Source organism: Nocardia sp. NPDC050793 (genome assembly GCF_040654065.1).
Classification (GTDB): domain Bacteria; phylum Actinomycetota; class Actinomycetes; order Mycobacteriales; family Mycobacteriaceae; genus Nocardia.
Window position 1 is genome coordinate 73,376 of the sequence record NZ_JBFAHG010000015.1, and the last position, 16,420, is coordinate 89,795.

A 16,420-nucleotide genomic window follows, 5' to 3' on the forward strand; every position below is an offset into this window, starting at 1 on the left:
TGAAATCCCACTGACGGAGGTCGTCAGAGCGAGCGCAGCCGAAGCAGTGCCCCCTCTCGCGACATCTCGGCGCCGCGGTCGAAAGCCAGCGCGTAGGCGTCCGCGCCGAGACGTGCGGTGAGATCGCCGACCAGCGCGCGCAGTTCGGGATCTCCACGGTCGAACGTCCCTCGAATCACCTGGCTCATGCCGAGCGCCGTCGCTGCCCCGGTCGCGTCCCCTTCCTGCGCCAACGACCTGGCCAGCAGTTCCGCGGCGGGCGCAGCCAGATCGCGCGCGGCGTTGCCCGTCGCCACCACTATGGGCAGTGGTTCCCGCGCCGTCGCCGCACCGGTGTCGAGCCGAATTGATGCCCTGACCGGGGCGATGAGCACCGCGGCGGTCAGCTCGACGCCCGATTGCCCGCGCACGAGCGTTTCGAGGTGGTCGAGCGTCTGTTCGGCACGGGCCGGTTCGCCCCGGCGTCGGTACAGTTCGGCCATCCCGATCAGTGCCTCGATCCGCAGGTGCGGTTTGCCGCGTTCGACCGCCTGCCGCAGCGCGATATCCAGATCATGCCGAGCCCCGTCTCGATCGCCCGCACGCAATCGTTCGGTGCCGAGCCTGGCTCGGTATGAGATCTCTTCTGCCGTGCCGACCTCGGCCGCGAGCGCGACACAGCGTGTCAGGGCGGTGATGGCCCAGTCGTGATCGCCCCGCAGCGAATAGTCCCTCGCCACTCTGCCCAGGATGAACGCCAGGCCGACCCGGTCGCCCACCTCCTCGAGATCGCGCAGCGCCCGCCGCCGTTCGGCCGCCGCACCCGACCAGTCGCCCTGATCGTTGCGGAAGACACCACGCGCCCAAGCCGCGGCAGCCGACACCCACCGATCCCGGTGATTCTCCGTGCCGTGCAGCAGGCGCTCGGCCAGGTCGCGATAACCGTAGAAGTACGCCATGGGAGCCGTCGCGATCAGCAGCGCCGGATGGTGTTCCAGCGCGCCGGTGCGCAGGCAGTCCTCGATGACGGTGCGCACCTGCTCGGGATCGGTGGCCGCCCCATCGACGGCTGTCACCTGATGCAGCGCGGTGAGAGCGGCGCGGTGCCTGGCAGGAACGGCGTCGCCGAAGCCGAGCACAGCGGCCACGAAACCCTCCGCTCTGGCGTCGAAACGCAAGGTATGCCAGTACCACAGCAGCGAACCGACCAGCCGCGCCGCCGTTTCCGCGCCGCCGTCGTCGATGGCCGTGCCGAGCGCGAATACGAGATTGTCGTACTCGACGTCGAACCACCGCATCGAGGCGAGCTGTTCCCGCGACCGCAGGCGCGGCTCGTGCTCCTCGGCCAGCGCCAGGAAATATCGCGTGAAACGCGCGCAGAGGGATCGGTGTTCGCCGAGCCGCTCGCTCGCGTACGCCCGGACGGTCTCCAACATCCGGTACCGCAGGCCGTCCCACTGCACCAGCGACTTGTCCACCAGAGAACTGAGCACGTAGACGATCTCGTCGGCGGGCAGCGACCCGTCCGCGCAGACAGACTCCAGCGCGGGCACTGTCGCACCGCCGGGAAAGATCGACAGCCGCCCGGCCAGCATTCGCTCCCGCTCGGTCAGCAGCTCCCAGCTCCACTCGACCACCGCGCGCAACGTCCGGTGCCGTGGTAGCGCGACCCGACTGCCCGAGGTGAGCAGCCGGAACCGGTCGTCGAGGCGGCGCGCGATCAGCTCGACGGTCATCGAGCGCAACCGGGCGGCCGCCAACTCCAGGGCCAGCGGCAGGCCGTCCAACCGCACACAGATGTCGACGATGTGGCCCGCGGTCGATTCGTCCACTGTGAAGTCGGGTCGTGCGGCCCGCGCCCGATCGACGAACAGCCGAACCGCCGCGGCATCAGTCGCCACGTCTCGACCCGTCGGCAGTTCCAGCGGACCGAGCCTGCACAGCGACTCACCGGTGATCGCCAGCGGCTCCCGGCTCGTGGCAAGGATCATCAAGCGCGGCAATCGTTCCAGCATCCGGTCGGCGAATTCCGCGGCCGCGGTGACCAGATGCTCGCAGTTGTCCAGCACCAGCACCGCCGGCTCCGGCCCGATCAACTCCGCCAGGTGCTCGAGCATCCCCTGCCGTCCTCCGCCGAGGCGTACCCCCGCGGCACTGAGCACCCCGAGCGCCGTCCCCGCGACGTCGTCCTTCGCCCCGGCCAGCGGGACGAACCACAGCCTGCCCTGCTCGCCGGCCGGATGTGCGGCCGCCGCCTCGATGGCCAGCCGTGTCTTGCCAACGCCGCCGGGCCCGACGATCGTCACCAGCGGGGCGGTTGCGAGCAGCTCGGCGAGCAGCCTCAGCTCCGCGTCCCGCCCGGTGAAGCTGGTGCGTTGTGCCGGCAGCCGCCCCGGCGCGAGGGTCGGACGTTCCACCAGAGGCTCGAGTTCGCCGCGCAGCATCGCGAGATGGATCCGCCGCAGCTCGGCCCCCGGATCGGCGCCCAGCTGCTCGGCGAGTTCGCCGCGTATCGCCTCGTACGCGGCGAGCGCCTCCGACTGCTGCCCCGCCTCGTACAGCCCGCGGACCCGCAGCGCAGCCAGCCTCTCACGCAGCGGATGCGCTGCCGCGGCCGCGGCGAGCTCGGCCAGTACCTCGCCGTGGCGCCCCAGCCGCAATTTCGCCTCGAACCGGTCTTCGACGGCGGCCAGCCGCAACTCCGCAAGCCGCGCGGCCGCCGAACCGACGAACGGCACGTCGGGCAGATCGCCGAGCGCCGCGCCCGTCCACAAGCCAAGTGCCGCATCGAGACTGGTGACGGCAGCGGCGGGCTCGTCAGCGGCCAGTTCCCTGCGACCGCGCGCGGCCAGCTCCTCGAACCCCGATACGTCCACCTCGGCCGCGAGCCGGTAGCCGCCGTTCGCCAGCTCGACCGCCCCTGCGCCGACGACCTTGCGCAACCGCGACACCAGCGCGTGCAGCGTGTTGGCCGAGTCGGCCAGCGAATCCGTACCCCACAGATCCTCGATCAGCGCATCGGCGGAAACCAGCCGACCGTGCGCCAACGCCAACCTGGCCAACAGCAGGCGCACCCTGGCGCCGGAAACGCCGACCGGCGATCCGTCGACGTAGACCCGAACCGGCCCGAGCACCGTCACCAGAATCCCGCCATCTTTGCTCACCGACCCATTGTCACCAGCCGCCGCGAATCCCCGGTCCTGGAGGGGATCTGGGCGCCGCTGAGCCGAGCTGCCCGACCGAGCGCCGACAGTGCCCAGCTGTACCAACGGTTCGCTTCCGCGAAAGACCAATGGACCATTCCGGTCGAGGACGCCCTCAACCTCCTCACCAATCCGTCCGGACCCCAGGACCGGAGTCTCCGTCCAACTCACTCAATGGCTGAACACGTCACGGCACGATCGAAGGGCGGATCGGATCGCCCCGGGTGGAGTCCCGGTGGTAATCGCCGAAAAACAACGGATATGGCGTAGCCCTGGTCGGGGAGGGTCTTGCTGACTACCGGTCGTCGAGGGGCTGTGAAGAGGTAACCAGACCCACGCAAGGCCACGTTCAGGTCAGTGCGGTGCGCGCCACGGAAACGCGACTCCGGTCAGCTCTTCCGACACCTTCCACAGACGACGCGCCGAATCGGTGTCCCGCGCTTTCGCGGCGCGGCCGACGAGGTGCGGTGCCCCACGCCCCTGCAGGAATCCGCTCGGGCCGACGTAGCTGTCGCCGGGAATGTCGGCGACAGCCGCGAACAACGTCGGTAGCGCTCCATCGTCGTCGCTCTGGGCGAACAGATCTGCCACCGATTTCTGGATGCGGTAGCGGATGCGTGAGCCGCCGTCGAAGCGCAGCAGGTTCGTGGCCGCCATGCCGGGATGCGCGGCGGTCGCGATCACCGGCGAGCCCGCTGCGGTGAGCCGCCGCTGAAGTTCTGTGGTGAACAGCAGATTGGCGAGTTTGGACTGACCGTAGGCCGCCATCGCGCGGTAGGACTTTCGTTCCCAGTTCAGGTCATCGAAGTCGATCGAACTTGCCCGGTGGCCGTTGGACGATACCGTGACAACCCGGTCACGGATCCGGGGCAGCAGCAGATTCGTCAACGCGAAGTGCCCCAAATGGTTGGTGCCGAACTGCAACTCGAAGCCATCGGCAGTACGCGACAGCGGCGGAATCATCACCCCGGCGTTGTTGACCAGCACATCCACAGGTTCGGTGACCTGCTCGGCGAAGGCGCGGATCGATGACAGGTCCCCACGGAAACCTGCGCACCGCGTTCCTCGACGCGGCCGAGCGCGCACTCCGCGAAGGTGGCCCCGACCGATTGACACTGCGCGACCTGGCCCGAGAGGTCGGCGTGACCCACGCGGCGCCACGGCGGCACTTCTCCAACCTCCAAGGATTGCTCGACGCACTCGCCGAGACCGGTTTCGCCCGACTGCACACCGCATTGCACACGGCATTGGCGGGCGCCGACCGGGGCTTCGCCGCGCGGATCCGGGCAGCGATGACGGCCTACATCCGTTTCGCCACCGACAACGCAGCACTTGTCGACCTGATGTACACGAGCAAGCACCGACCCGACGCCACACGAATCGCCGTCGCCGCGCAAGCGCCGTTCGGACTGATGAACGAGTTGATCATCGAAGGGCAGGAACAAGGCGAACTACAGGCAGGCGCCCCGGAACAGATCGGCATCGTCCTGTTCGCCACCCTTCAGGGCATCGCCTCGCTCATCAACGGCAACATCGTGAAACCGGACCTACTCGACGGTCTCGTCGATGCCGCCGCCGACCAGTTCCTACGCGGCAACCGCCCGCGGTGAACTATGCCCGAACCACCAGGCCGCTGCCGAGGATCGGATCACCGCCTTCGATTGGCTCCCCCGAGGTACGCTCAGCGCCGCCGACCATCGCTGGGACCCGTGGCCCTGCGGGCATGTCACCACCTCTGACACCGTCATCACAGCACAGGAGTTCGTGGAATGGTCGCAGTGACCGTTCCGCCCCGGGGCAGGCGCTCGTCCGGGGTCATGGCCGGAGCTTATTCGTCGTCGGAGGCGTCCGGATCGCGCGGCGGACGGTGGGTTCCGTTCAGGTCGGGCAGGTGGAAGCTGAACCGCGGCCAGCAACGTGTTTCGGCAAGAGTGTCGCGTCAAACCAGCGCATTCCCGCACAATTCCCCGCCGCAACAGCGGGCAAGCTCCCGCGGTGCTGCAGCGAGCCGTCACTGCGCAGGCCCGCACCGCCGATCCGGCACCTCGCTACCGGGCCGCATGCGCGTCCACCGCGCGGCCCAGCAGCCGATGCCAGGTCGCGTCTACTGCACCCCGTATGTTCGACACCCCGGCATCAGGTCAGCTCGCGACGAGGGAAGTCGTTGCCCGTTAGGAGTGAGCCGGATCTCGCTTTTCCACGATGAGCCGCGCAAGATGAAGGGCCATCGGATGATTCCGCGCCGATTCGCAGCCCTGGGCACTGTGATGCTGGCGGCTGGCGTGGCCGGATGCACCTCTACCGTCGCCGGGCAGGCCACCGAGGGCAGGATCGTCCACGGCAAGACCACTCCATTGTGGAGCCCGTGCACCGAGATCCCCGATGAGATTCTGCGCGGACACAAGCTCGACCCCGTGACCAAGCAAGTCACTACCGACTCCGAGAAGGACGAGGGCTGGTGATCACGATCGGGGTGGTGACCGAGCAACTGAAGGCGCCGGTTCGAGGGCTGTTGGACCAACTCGAACGCATGCACCAGCTCCAGGACAGCTCGTTCGCCCACTGAGCCCTGCTCATGCTGGTGACGTTGGTGACCCTGGTCCTGCTCGGCCGGGTGAAAGGCAGGGCCGCCCTGCGGTGAACAGCGTTGGGCCGACTGTGCGTTCCCCGCTCCCCTACTTGCACTCACCCCGCCGCATACCGCCGACCATCCTCTGGGCCTGGTCGACCTGGCGACGCCGCCGATGACGCGTTCTGTTCGAGATAGATCAGCACGGCGCGGACACGTTGGCTGTGGGTGGAGTCTTTGACCAATTCCAGTTTGGTGAAAATGGCATTGACGTGCTTCTCGACCGCGCTGACCGACAGAGACAGCTTTTCGGCTATCCCGCTGTTGGTGAATCCCTGGGACAGCAGCCCGAGGACGTCCAGTTCACGAGGTGACAGTGCTGCCAGGGGGCGTGCCTGTCGCTGCTGGGCGAACAGCTGCCGGATCACTTCGGGGTCGAACGCGGTACCCCCGGTTGCGATTCGGTTCAAGTCGGCGAGGAATGCGTCGATGTCGGCGATGCGGTCCTTCAGTAGGTATCCGATTCCGCCGCGGCCTGCGGTGATGAGTTCGATGGCGTTGCGCTGTTCGACATATTGGGACAGCACCAGTACACCCAGGTCGGGATAGCGAGCCTTCATGATCCGGGCGGCATCGAGACCCTCCGTTGAGTGGGTGGGCGGCATTCGCACATCCACGATTGCGAGATCTGTTGTGGTGCTATCTATTTCGTGTAGCAGTTCGATCGCGGTGCCGACGGCCGTGACCTCATGGCCTTCGTCGGTCAGCAGGCGGGTCAGCCCTTCGCGCAGCAGCGTGGAATCTTCGGCGATCACGATGCGCACGGCAGCTCCGCTGTCAGTATTGTCGGTCCGCCGATCGGGCTGCGGACCCGTAGAGTTCCGTCGAGGGCGGCGACGCGCCGTCGCAATCCGGTGAGGCCCGCGCCCGCCGGGTCGGCTCCGCCGGAACCGTCGTCGCGCACTTCAGCGGTGATTCGATCGGGGGACGCGGTGACCGATACCGAAACATTGTGGGCGCCGGAGTGTTTGACTGCGTTGGTCACCGCTTCGGCGATCACGAAATACGCTGCGGCCGCGATCGCGGTCGGCGGTCGGCGGTCCAGGTCGATATGAAGTCTCAGCGGCATCGTCGTATGTGCCGACAGCCCACGCAGGGCCACTTCGAGGCCCTGCTCGTCGAGCACCGACGGATAGATCCGCCAGGCCACTTCGCGCAAGTCGCGGATCAACTGTCCGGCTTCGGCGACGGCGCGATCGAGTTCGGTACCCAATTCTGCCCGCTCCCCCGTTGCGCGGCGGCGAGCCCGGCCCAGTTGTAGTGCCACCGCGACCGCACGCTGCTGCACACCATCATGCAATGCCCGCTCGATACGACGTCGCTCGTCATCCACGGCACGCACGACGTCGGCGCGGGTGCGTTCCAGTTCCCGTAGGCGTCGCTGTGTCATGTCGTCCCCGAGGAAGCGCAGTGCGAGAGCGACATCCCACCGACCGAGGGCGACCGCGAATCGCGCGCACAGATAGAGGCCGACAGCACTGACCGCCATCGTTACCGCGCTGGTATGGATAGGGATTCGGCTTCGTATCGTCAGCTCGACCGTCCACCCGAGATAGCCCATCGCGCTTGTCAGCGCCGTGACGAGCAAGATACCGCCGACGATTCCGTAACCACAACGCGCCAGGACATATCTCCTGGGGTCACGGTCGGGCAGGTCGCTGGCCGATGTGGCCCCGAACCACTGCACCAACCGCCGACGATCTCGACGCGCGTGGCGCCGCAGCCGGGTTCGGCGGTCGACGACCAGCGCGCACAGTCCGGTGAGCGCGGTGACAGTCCCGAATGCCGCGCCGACCAGGGCACGCACCGCCCGCACAAGCGGGTCGGGGAGGTGGGGGATGACCACGAGTGCAGGCTAGCCCGGAACGCGAGCGGCGAACAACACACACCGCCAGCGCCAGCGCGCTGGCGCCACCGATCAACCCGACCGCCCATGCGGCAACCCCATCGAAATCGGTGGAGTGTGTCTTTGCCACAACAGCTTTGTCCATGAAATGCACGCTATCGGTGCCGAATTCCCAGTTCATCGCGGTTTCCCTGATGGTCGACTGCGGTTTTCCGCACCTGATGTGTGGCTTTCCGGGTACCTGCCGCAGTTCTCGGCGCATAGCGTCACACCGTGATCGAGAAACTGACCGAGACTCCATATCGGGTGCTCCCGGGAGCTGCGTCCCTACTGGTCCTGATGATCGCGGTGGCGGTGACCGTCATGGCCGAAGGGCGCGGCCAACAGCCGTTGCCCGCGTCCATGGCGGATAGTTTCAGCGCCGAGCGGGCGATGACACACCTGGGCCGGTTCGCGACCGAGCCGCGACCGCTGGGCAGCCCCGCCAGCAACCGGGCGCATGTCTATTTCACCGATCAACTGCGGTCCGCGGGGTTCTCCGTGGCAACTCAGCATGCCGTCGGCACGTGGTCATCGACGGGACTCGCGACCTTCGGCCGGGTCGACAACGTGGTCGCCACGCTGCCCGGCCGCGACTCCACCGGAACGGTTGTGCTGGTCGCGCACTACGATTCCGCCGCATCAGGCCCCGGCGCCTCCGACGACGGGGCCGCGGTCGCCGCGATGGTGGAGGTCGGGCAACTGATCAGCGAACACGGCGGGCTCCGCAACGACCTGGTGCTGCTGTTCACCGACGGAGAGGAAGACGGCCTACTCGGCGCGGAGGCGTTCGCGAGGGAACACCCATTGGCCACCACGGGCGGCGTGGTGCTCAACTGGGAGGCGCGCGGCGTCAGCGGACCGTCACTGATGTTCGAGACGTCGAATCACAACGCCGCGTTGGTCTCACTGTTCGCCGACACCGTGCCGCATCCCCAGGGCGACTCGTCAATGGTAGAGATTTATCGAGCACTGCCGAACAACACTGACTTCACCGTGCTCTCGAAAGTCGGCTTCACCGGACTCAACTTCGCCTACATCGAGGGTTCGTCGTATTACCACACCGCCGGTGACTCCATCGCCAACCTCGACCGGCGCAGCCTGCAACACCACGGCGAGAACATGCTCCACCTCACCCGCGCGCTGGGCGAGGCCGACTTACCCGCGCTGGAGTCCGACCATGACGCTACATACTTTCGGCTCTTCGGCGTCATGATCACCTATTCGAATGTGCTGGTCTGGCCTATCGCGCTGCTGTCCTTGTCGATGGTGGCCGCATTGGCAGTCATCGCGCGACGCCGACGGCTGGCGAGCATTCCGCGGACCGTCCTCGCTGCGGTGTCGGCGGTGCTGCCGTTGGCGATCTCCATACTCCTCGGGCAGCTCATGTGGTCGGCACTTGTATGGCTGCGTCCCGGCTATGGCCTGATGGGTGGGCTGTTGCATCGCCCACTGGCCTACCAGGGCGCCATTGTCGCGCTGGCCGGAACCGCGTTACTCGGCTGGTATCTGCTGTTGCGCCGCCGCCTGGGCCCGGCCGCGCTGGCGATCGGCGGGCTGGCGTGGCCCGCCGCGCTGGGGGTGGTATGCGCGGCGCTGGCGCCGGGAGCGTCATTTCTGTTCGCGCTGCCTGCGTTGTTCGCCGCGCTCGGCGCATTGCTGGCGTTGCTGCCGGTGCGGTGGGGGGTGTGGCCGGTCATGGCGCTGACGCTGGGCACCCTGGTCTCCGCCGCGCTCTTGCCGACCTTTGTCCGTAACGTGTTCAACGGAGTAGGCCTGGCATTCGGCGGGGCCGGTGCGGCGTGCGTGACGCTGTTCGGTCTGCTGTTGCTACCAGTCGCCGAGCTGATGCTGCCTGCACCCGCCACCCGTAGTCACGCCACCATCGCGACGCCGGTGACGGCAGCGGTACTGGCGTTGACCATGGTCGGCACAGGGCTAATCGTTGACCGCTTCGATCCGGAGCATCCCCAGCGCTCCCACCTCGCCTACGTGCTGAACGCTGACACCGGCGAAGCGAGCTGGGTGAGCGGGGAGCCCGAACCGACCGAATGGTCCCGCAAATACCTAGCGGGAACCGACGTTTCCCGGCTTTCGCCCGGCTACGCCCGCGGCACCCTGTGGACCGGCCCCGCGGAGCCGATGGCGCTCGACGGCCCGTCGATAACGGTTCGCAGCCGCGACGGCGACACGGTCACGATGCACGTGGCGTCCCCACGAGCAGCGACCTCACTGGTGTTGCGGGTCGATCACGGAATCGACCAGGCAGCCGCGACCGTCGTGGGGATGACGCCGGCCACCCTGGCCGTCTCGGGCGTGCGCGCCAAGACCTGGCCGGGAGAAGTCCGATTCCGCGATCTACCGCCGGAGGGAGTCGACATCACGCTACGCACGCCAGGCGCGACCCGGATCCGTGTTACCGCGATCGACGAAACCCATAACCTCGCCGACGCCCCTGGCTTCCGCCCCCGCCCCGGCAACACCGTGGCCTCGACCCGAGAAGACGGCGATCTGATAGCGGTGACGCGGACCTACGAACTCTGACCGACTCGCAGGAACGCTCTTGCCGATTACATCGATGGGGCCGAGCAGATGGGTGGCGAGAGCTACCCACCCTTCGATGATGCTGATCGGGAGGCCGTCCCCGCCTGAGCGGCTGGGTGCGAGCGCTTCACGCCCTCTCGGGTCGAGGCATGGATCACGTCGCTGTGCTCGTTTCGGATCGGAGTGGGACGATGTCGAGTGAGCGCAGATGCTCGGGCTCCGCGATGATGTCGATCGCCGTGATCCGGGTACCGATGACCGTGATGTCCAGGACCAGCGGCGCAGCACCGGGTGGTGCGTTGAGGACTCCGACCCGGCCGTCGATGAGCGCGGTGAGCGCGTATCGAGCCCGCTTCGCGAAGGCGCGCGCCCCGCGTGCGACAGCCGGTGCACCGCGCACCTGCAACGGATGGTGCGTCGGCGACACGGTGGCGTCGACGTGGAGCACGACATCGGGGTCCAGGACCGACAGCAGGTCTTCGAAGTCACCTCTGCGCGCGGCGGCGAGGAAGGCTTCGACGATGCGCCGGTGGCGGGCTCGGTCCGAGTCGAGGACCGGATCGGCTCCGCGGACCCGGCGGCGGGCCCTGGAGGCCAGCTGCGCCGCCGCGTTCACCGAGCGGCCCAGCATCGGCGCGATCTCGGCCAGTGGGACGTCGAACAGGTCGTGCAGCACGAAGGTAACCCGTTCGGCCGGTGTGAGCGTTTCGATCACCGTCAGCAAGGCCAACCCCACCGAGTCGGCGACGATCGCTTCGTGCTCGGGATCGGTGCCGGGCTCGGGCCGCGGCGGCTCGGGCGTCTGCAGTCCCGAGGATTCCTCGCGCCGGGCCCGGCGCGCGCGAAGCATGTCCAGGCAGACCCGCCCGACGACAGTGGTCAGCCAGCCGGTCAGGTTGTCCACGTCATCGGTGTCGGCGCGGTCGAGCCGCAGCCAGGCTTGCTGGACCGCGTCATCGGCTTCGCTGAGCGAGCCGAGCATCTGGTAGGCGACCGACCGCAGGTGGCCGCGGTCGCGTTCGAACCGTTCGGCGAGCACGTTCCTGTCGTCCATATGTCATCGTCCTCCGGCGCCATCTGTCATCTTGCTCCGACCTCATCCGTCATAGATATGACGGATGCACTCAGTCTCGGATGTCACTCCGAGGCGGATCACCAGGGAGGACCCACCGCCATGCTCGAGGACTCGTACCCGATGAGGCAGACAGCGGTCGAGGGCCGCGTGGCCGGGGATACTGCTGTGTCGGAGCTGGACCCACGGCGCTGGCTCGCGCTGGTCGTGATGCTGGTCGCCGGGTTCATGGATCTGCTCGACATCACCATCGTCAACGTGGCGATCCCGAGCATGCTCCGGGACTTGGACGCCGCATATACCCAGATGGAATGGGTCGTCTCCGGTTACGTGCTCGGATTCGCGGCACTGTTGATCACCGGGGGCCGGCTCGGTGACCTGTACGGCCGCAAACGGGTGTTTCTGATCGGCGTTGCCGGATTCACCCTCGCGTCGGGCCTGTGCGGCCTGGCCGCCGACCCGATCATGCTCATCGGGGCGCGGGTGTTGCAGGGCGCGATGGCGGGATTGATGGTGCCGCAGATCCTGGCCATCGTGCAGGTCAGCTTCCCCGCGAACGAGCGGGGCAAGGCACTGGGCATATGGGGTGGAGTGCTGGGATCGGCGTCGGTAGCGGGGCTGGTCCTCGGTGGTGTGCTGCTGCAATGGAACCTGTTCGGTTGGGGGTGGCGTGCGATTTTCCTGATCAACGTTCCGGTCGGAATCTGCGCGCTGGCCGCGGCCTGGGTGCTGGTCCGCGACTCGCGGTCACCGTCAGCGAACCGGCTCGACCCGATCGGGGTCGCGCTCGCCACTACCGCGGTGGTCATGGTCGTGTATCCCCTGACCGAGGGACGCAGTCTGGGCTGGCCCGCGTGGACCTTCGCGCTCATGGCCGCCGGATTGATGCTGCTGGGCGTGTTCGTCGCCTACGAGGAGCGGCGGACCCGCACCGTCGGTTCGCCGTTGCTGGCACTCACCCTGTTCCGGGTACGGGCCTTCTCGACCGGCATGGCGACATGGGCGATCTTCTGGGTCGCGCTCGGCGGCTTCTTCTTCATGTGGATGCTCTACCTGCAGATCGGCCTCGGGTGGACACCGCTGCGGGCCGGGCTGACAGCCACTCCGTTCGCCGTGGGCGCGGCCGCCGGGTCCGGGCTGGCGGTGCTGGTGTTCGTGCCCCGGTTCGGGCGGCGGGTCCTCATGACCGGTGCGCTGGTCAATGCCACCGGGTTCGCCGGGTACATCTGGGTGGCCACCCACTACGGACCGGGTGTCACGTCCTGGCAGATGATCATCCCGTTGACGGTCGCCGGTTTCGGATTCGGGCTGGTGGTCGCCCCGATGGTCGACCTCATCCTCACCGACGTCCCAGCAGGGGACGCGGGGTCGGCGTCCGGAACATTGAGCACTGTCCAGCAAGTTGGGATGGCGCTCGGGATCGCCTTGGTGAGCGTCGTGTTCTTCACCCAGCTCGCAGACGACTCGGGCCGCGGTGTCGATGCCGTCACCCCGGCAATGCACCGGCAACTCACCGCGGTAGGTGTGCCGGCCGCGGATCGAGAAGCCCTGATCGACGGATTCCGCGACTGCGTCCACGACAGGTCCGCCGCGACCGACCCCACGCAGGTTCCCGACAGCTGCAGGGCCCGTCCTGACGCGCCGCCCGCGCTGCAACGCATGCTGACCGACGCCGGCCTGCAAGCCAACGCCCACAACTTCGCCCGCGCCTTCGGCTACACCCTCTGGTACGGGGTGGGCACCATGGTCATGGTCTACCTCGGCATCTTCGGTCTGCCGCACCGGATGCGGCGAACAGACCCATCCGGGGTGCGGCCGGCTGTGACCGCTCGATGACGCCGGCCACTGGCCGTCAGGCGGCTCACCGGCGAGCAACACCCGCTCGCCCCACCGGCGGACTATGGTGCCGCGCGCGACCTGCCAATCCAGCCGCCTGAGCCGATTCCGGATGAGCGGACGTCTCATCCAGGATCTTTCAAGTTTCTAGCCGAACGAGGCTTCGCGAACAAACGTGCGGGGCGCGCCTCGGTCATCACCGATTACAGAGGGCCCCGACGGAGCCGGGTGGTATACGAATTGCTCTTCAGCCAATGAAACCGGGCCGCATGGAGCTTCGCAGCCGACACACAGCCAAGCGATACGGGGTACATTTCACGACAGGCCGTACCGCCTCTGTCGATGACACGGTCATCAGTGGAATCAGCACGGGACGGACGGCCTCGTGATGACCGCGTCATCACCAGCGATCCAGTCCGTCACGTGGAGACCCCAGGTTGTCCAATGACAGTCCGATGGTTCACCGCAGACCCATCAGTGGCCGCCCGCCCTGGTCCCCGCCTGCAGGATGTGTTGGTTGTGTTGGCGACGACCGGGCAGAACAGTGTGAGGCGCGATAGTCAATCGCGGGAACCGCCGCGTAGCGACAAGGTCAGGTCGGCGGCGGCGTCCGACACGCCGCACCCGCGGCTGACCCGCTCGTGAGGGCCGGGGGCGGCTCGCCGCCCAGTCCGTACCGCTGCCGCCCCAGGGCTGCGGTCAGCGGAACGCCGGCATGATTTCCTTGGCGTAGGTGCTCAATTGGTAACGATGGATCTCGCTGCGCTCGTCATCGGGCAGCGACTGGCCCCAGCTCTCATAGATCAACCACTCCAACTCGCCGTCGCCGTAGACAGTGGCCACTTCCGCGATCTGGTCGCGAACCTGGTCAGCGGTCCCGCACAACAGATGGCCGCTCTCGATCATCCGCTGAGTCAATGCCCGTGCATCGCCGAGATCGAAGGGGCGGGTGGGGTCGTCGGCGGCGGTGCGGAAGACCTCGGTGAAGCCGAATTTCTGGAAGAAGTTGTGGTACCAGAATCCGTAGGTTCTGGCGGCGTAATCGAAAGCTTCCTCGTAGGTTTCGCCGAAGGCAATCTTCACCAATACACCGAAGTTCTGACCCAGACGCAGATCCTGGCCGGCCTCCCTTGCGGTGTCGCGGTAGAGCTCGGCAGTCGCGCGGGCGCGTTCACGGATTCCTGTGAAAACGAGGGTGCGTCCGTGCAAAGCGGAGTCGACCGCAGTCTGCGGCGAGAACGTGTTCGGGATGAACACCCGGGGGCGGTGCAAAGGCTTCGGAATGACGCCGATCTCGCGGACGGTGCCGTCGTCGTCGACCTCACCTGAACCACCATAGGTACGCGTCCAGTCCGCGAGCGCCCAATCCCGGATACCGGCGACTGGAAACGGCGCCTGATAGAACTCGCCGGAGTGAGTGAACGAATCCTGGGTCCACGCCTTCTCGATAATTGCGAGGTACTCGTCGAACCTTTTGCGGTTGCGCTGATCCGACACCGGGTTCAAGGCGGCAATATTCTCCGATTGGGTCAAGGTCTGCATCCAGCGCGTCTGGTACCCGCGAGCGAACTGAACGCCGGCCAAACGGCCCGGGTGCATGTGCGTAAACAGCGCCAGGTCCTCGGCCACCCTGATGGGGTCGTGCGACGTCACCACCACCGACATGGGCATGAACTGAATCCGTGAGGTCACCGCCGCCAGCTTGGCGTAGAGCAGAAGGGCATTCGGCAGCGATTCTCCGCCCTCCGTCTGCAGGTGATGCTCGGTGCTACCGAAGCCATCGAAGCCCAGTTCGTCAGCCAACCGCGCGGCCTCCTCATATTTGTGCAGCATGCGTTGGTAGAGCTCGACATCACGGGCAACCGGACGACGAGACCTGCGCTCCTCGACCGACACCGGTATCGCCGACGTGCTCATCAGCATTGTTTTCACGTGCTCTCCTGAGTCAGATGTGGCACAAACTGTTCCACTTATACGGAACGTTTTGTACCATAAACTTGAGATATGGTGCAAGATGTTCCACAACGAAGAAGCTCGTCACTGCGAAGGAGGACCTATGCGCGACACCCAGCCTTGGAAGGGCGCGGGCGCGCCGGATCGCGGCCCGGACCCCAGGGTGGTGAGAAGCAGGCAGGCCGCGTTGTCGGCTGTTCGAGAACTTCTCGCCGAGGAAGGCTGGACCGGCGTCACCCACGTCGCCGTCTCTGCCCGCAGCGGTGTCGGCCGCACCACGCTCTATCGGCACTGGCCCGATGTGGCTTCGCTCATCCATGACTCGATCGAGCAGCGGATCGGGCAGGCGCGGACCGCACGCACCGGAGATCTGCGCGCCGATCTGATCAGCGAACTGAACGGATTGCGGCGATTGCTCCACGATCCCGCAAGCGAACGCACAATGCGCGCCGTACTGGAACGAGCACCATTCGACCCCGCGTTCGCCTCCCTCAAAGAAACGCTTTACCGTTCCGGCTCCTCAGGTTTCCGAGCGGTCCTGGAAGCCGCCATGGCGGGCGGTGAACTCGGGCCCGATATCGACATCCCCCTTGTCATCGATCAGCTGGCCGGGCCCCTGATGTATCGGCGACTCTTCGCCGGGCTCGACATCGACAAAACATACGTAGAAGCAATCGTCGACAGCGTGCTACGGCTCCACGCGAACCACAGATAAGGAAACCGCACGTGTCTGGTCCCGACGTCACAATGATGTTCGTGGTGCACAACGCATTCCGCCGCGACCTGGACCGCATGCGAACCGCGGCACAGCGGGCGGACGATCCGACCGTCCGCGCGACGTTGCGTGTCGGCTGGGCGACGTTCAGCCGATACCTGACCCTTTACCACATGGCCGAGGACGAGATGCAGTGGCCGCCGATGCAGGCCAAACTGGGCGACCATCGCGAACGTCGGCTCACCACCGACCGGGGATCGCAATGAATACAACGCTGCTGGCCCCCCACGCATCGCCGCCCTTGCATCGGCCGCGCTCCTCGGACCGTTCGGCATAGCCCAACTTTTCACGCCGCCGCCTGCCGTGACACGTACGGTTCCGCCGCGTCATGGCACCGGACCCGCCGCAGGGTCATCCAACGCTGCCCAATCTGACCGGAACGGAAATGGCCACCGATAATTCGATCAAACGCACGTAGCTGGCCGAATCACGCCGCCGTAGCATCGGGCTTCCTCCCCTCCCCCAAGGCACTCGACACCACCGATTGGCGCCCGGCCCTTCAGGTCTTCGCCGCGCGCTGGCAGAGTCCATTCGCGAGCTAACC

At 66.9% G+C, this 16,420-nt stretch carries 12 protein-coding genes; 6 read left to right on the forward strand and 6 right to left on the reverse strand.

Translation table 11 applies throughout. The features are described 5' to 3' along the window. Positions 1–23: 23 nt before the first annotated feature. Positions 24–3,143: a BTAD domain-containing putative transcriptional regulator gene (locus AB0H50_RS33540; RefSeq protein WP_357460743.1), complete on the reverse strand. Its 3,120-nt coding sequence runs from the start codon at positions 3,141–3,143 to the stop codon at positions 24–26. 393 nt (positions 3,144–3,536) lie between these two features. Next, positions 3,537–4,298, reverse strand: coding sequence for an oxidoreductase (locus AB0H50_RS33545; protein ID WP_357460745.1), 762 nt, complete (start codon positions 4,296–4,298; stop codon positions 3,537–3,539). Here AB0H50_RS33545 and AB0H50_RS33550 point away from each other — a divergent pair. Next, positions 4,211–4,792: a TetR/AcrR family transcriptional regulator gene (locus AB0H50_RS33550; protein WP_357460747.1), complete on the forward strand. Its 582-nt coding sequence runs from the start codon at positions 4,211–4,213 to the stop codon at positions 4,790–4,792. The genes AB0H50_RS33545 and AB0H50_RS33550 overlap by 88 nt on opposite strands. A 606-nt stretch (positions 4,793–5,398) precedes the next feature. Next, positions 5,399–5,644, forward strand: coding sequence for a hypothetical protein (locus tag AB0H50_RS33555; RefSeq protein ID WP_357460750.1), 246 nt, complete (start codon positions 5,399–5,401; stop codon positions 5,642–5,644). Between the two features lie 223 nt (positions 5,645–5,867). On the opposite strand, the gene AB0H50_RS33560 is transcribed toward AB0H50_RS33555, so the two are convergent. Both AB0H50_RS33560 and AB0H50_RS33565 read right to left on the reverse strand, forming a co-directional pair. Then, positions 5,868–6,575 carry a response regulator transcription factor gene (locus AB0H50_RS33560; protein WP_357460751.1) on the reverse strand — a complete coding sequence of 236 codons (708 nt, stop codon included), beginning with the start codon at positions 6,573–6,575 and terminating at the stop codon, positions 5,868–5,870. Beyond that, a complete protein-coding gene (locus AB0H50_RS33565; RefSeq protein ID WP_357460753.1) occupies positions 6,563–7,657 on the reverse strand; it encodes a histidine kinase in 1,095 nt (364 codons plus the stop codon). The genes AB0H50_RS33560 and AB0H50_RS33565 overlap by 13 nt, the downstream gene beginning before the upstream one ends. Before the next feature lie 273 nt (positions 7,658–7,930). Here AB0H50_RS33565 and AB0H50_RS33570 point away from each other — a divergent pair, with 273 nt between their 5' ends. After that, positions 7,931–10,240: a M28 family peptidase gene (locus tag AB0H50_RS33570; protein ID WP_357460755.1), complete on the forward strand. Its 2,310-nt coding sequence runs from the start codon at positions 7,931–7,933 to the stop codon at positions 10,238–10,240. Between the two features lie 154 nt (positions 10,241–10,394). Here AB0H50_RS33570 and AB0H50_RS33575 read toward each other — a convergent pair whose 3' ends face one another. After that, positions 10,395–11,294 (reverse strand): sigma-70 family RNA polymerase sigma factor, encoded by a 900-nt coding sequence (locus AB0H50_RS33575; RefSeq protein WP_357460758.1) that lies wholly within the window; start codon positions 11,292–11,294, stop codon positions 10,395–10,397. Between the two features lie 141 nt (positions 11,295–11,435). Between AB0H50_RS33575 and AB0H50_RS33580 the strand changes: the two genes are divergently transcribed. Further along, positions 11,436–13,148 (forward strand): MFS transporter, encoded by a 1,713-nt coding sequence (locus AB0H50_RS33580; protein WP_357460760.1) that lies wholly within the window; start codon positions 11,436–11,438, stop codon positions 13,146–13,148. A 699-nt stretch (positions 13,149–13,847) separates the two neighbouring features. On the opposite strand, the gene AB0H50_RS33585 is transcribed toward AB0H50_RS33580, so the two are convergent. Next, positions 13,848–15,071, reverse strand: a complete 1,224-nt coding sequence (locus AB0H50_RS33585; RefSeq protein ID WP_357460802.1) for an LLM class flavin-dependent oxidoreductase — start codon at positions 15,069–15,071, stop codon at positions 13,848–13,850. Between the two features lie 133 nt (positions 15,072–15,204). Here AB0H50_RS33585 and AB0H50_RS33590 point away from each other — a divergent pair, with 133 nt between their 5' ends. Both AB0H50_RS33590 and AB0H50_RS33595 read left to right on the forward strand, forming a co-directional pair. Further along, positions 15,205–15,816: a TetR/AcrR family transcriptional regulator gene (locus AB0H50_RS33590; protein ID WP_357460761.1), complete on the forward strand. Its 612-nt coding sequence runs from the start codon at positions 15,205–15,207 to the stop codon at positions 15,814–15,816. A gap of 11 nt (positions 15,817–15,827) precedes the next feature. After that, positions 15,828–16,082, forward strand: a complete 255-nt coding sequence (locus tag AB0H50_RS33595; protein ID WP_357460763.1) for a hypothetical protein — start codon at positions 15,828–15,830, stop codon at positions 16,080–16,082. The last annotated feature ends 338 nt before the right edge of the window (positions 16,083–16,420 follow it).

Excerpts from the sequence above, each read along its gene's own strand:
- AB0H50_RS33550 (WP_357460747.1), top strand. The coding sequence starts at position 4,211 with ATGACAGGTCCCCACGGAAACCTGCGCACCGCGTTCCTCGACGCGGCC.
- AB0H50_RS33555 (WP_357460750.1), top strand. The coding sequence starts at position 5,399 with ATGAAGGGCCATCGGATGATTCCGCGCCGATTCGCAGCCCTGGGCACT.
- AB0H50_RS33575 (WP_357460758.1), bottom strand. The coding sequence starts at position 11,294 with ATGGACGACAGGAACGTGCTCGCCGAACGGTTCGAACGCGACCGCGGC.
- AB0H50_RS33580 (WP_357460760.1), top strand. The coding sequence starts at position 11,436 with ATGAGGCAGACAGCGGTCGAGGGCCGCGTGGCCGGGGATACTGCTGTG.
- AB0H50_RS33585 (WP_357460802.1), bottom strand. The coding sequence starts at position 15,071 with ATGCTGATGAGCACGTCGGCGATACCGGTGTCGGTCGAGGAGCGCAGG.
- AB0H50_RS33590 (WP_357460761.1), top strand. The coding sequence starts at position 15,205 with ATGCGCGACACCCAGCCTTGGAAGGGCGCGGGCGCGCCGGATCGCGGC.